This is a genomic window from Bradyrhizobium sp. LeoA1Lang (assembly GCF_055413685.1).
Window position 1 is genome coordinate 1 of sequence record NZ_JBVAPG010000401.1, and the last position, 1,356, is coordinate 1,356.

The 1,356-nt window shown below is 64.3% G+C and carries 1 protein-coding gene; it reads right to left on the reverse strand.

Annotation, left to right across the window (positions count from 1 at the left end; translation table 11 throughout):
• Positions 1-154 precede the first annotated feature (154 nt).
• Positions 155-1,351, reverse strand: a complete 1,197-nt coding sequence (locus ACZYOF_RS43770; protein WP_463719591.1) for an IS256 family transposase — start codon at positions 1,349-1,351, stop codon at positions 155-157.
• Positions 1,352-1,356: the final 5 nt, after the last annotated feature.

Here is a 1,356-nt window from a genome sequence, read left to right on the forward strand (position 1 = left end):
CAGTTCTGTGCGTCAAGTTCAGCAAAATCGGTCATGGGGTCCGGCCAAGCCATCCCCTCGGAGCCGCCGTCGCTCGCTCGCCCCACGCGCAGCGCTGGCGAGCGACGGCGGCTCCGAGGGGTGGCGTCCATCCCTTTGGTGGGCCTGAGCATCGTCAGGCCGCCCGGCGTAGCGTCTCCTTCTTGTGCTCCTTCAAGAGATCCATGTTCAGATAGCGATGGTCCTCGAGCCAGGCCTCGTGGCGCTCGACGGTCAGCGCCCGCACCAGCCTTAGGCAGCTCTCGGCGTTGGGGAAGATGCGCACCACGTAGGTGCGCCGCCGGATCTCCTCGTTGAGGCGCTCCAGCATGTTGGTCGACTTCATGTGCTTGCGGTGCACCAGCGGCAGACGGAAGTAGGTCAGCGTCTCCTCGATGTTGTCCTCCACCCAGCCGGTGAGCTTGGGGTATTTGCCGCCCCATTTGCCAAGCCACGCCGCTAGATCGCGCCGCACCTCGCCAAGATCGCGCCGGTCGTACATCCAGCGCAGCTCGAGCAGGCAATCGTCGTCGACCTTGCGCGGCACATAATCGAGCGCGTTGCGCAGGAAGTGCACATAACAGCGCTGCCAGAACACGCCGGCGAGGACTTCGGCGATCGCCTTCTTCAAGCCGGGATGATCGTCGGAGACGACAAACTCGACGCCATGCAGGCCGCGCGCCTTCAACGCTTCCAAAAACTCCTTCCAGCTCGACCGGCTCTCCCGGTTGGCAAGCTCGACCGCGAGCACCTGGCGCCGGCCTTCCCAGTCGACGCCGATCGCGATCAGCACCGCCTGGCTCGCAATGATGCCGTCCTCGCGCACCCGCTCATAGCGCGCATCCAGGATCAGATACGGGAACGGTTCCTTGAGCTTGCGCTCGCAAAAGGCCTTCAGCGACGCATCCAGCCGCTTGTTGATGGCGCTGATCGCCGAGGCCGAGAACGCATGCCCCACCAGTTCCTCGGTGACCTGCTTGACCTTCCGCGTCGAGACGCCCTGCACGTACATCTCGGCCAACGCCGCCACCAGCGCCTTCTCCGAGCGCTGGTAGCGCTCGAACAGCTCGGTCGAGAACCGCCCCTGCCGGTCCTGCGGCACCTTCAGCTCGATCTTGCCGACCCGGGTGATCAGCGAGCGGGGATAGTAGCCGGAGCGATAGCCAAGCCGTCCCTCGCTGCGCTCTCCTTTCTCCGCACCCAGCGTCTCCGTCATCTCGGCTTCGAGAATCTCCTGCACCGCACCCTGGATCAGCGGCTTCAGGAACTCCTTGTCCGACCTCAACAACTCTTTGACTGCAGAGACGTCCGTCCTAATCTTCGTCACGGTCATGGCGG

Bases quoted from the DNA above. Each gene is read 5' to 3' on its own strand.
- ACZYOF_RS43770 (WP_463719591.1), bottom strand. From the start codon at position 1,351: ATGACCGTGACGAAGATTAGGACGGACGTCTCTGCAGTCAAAGAGTTG.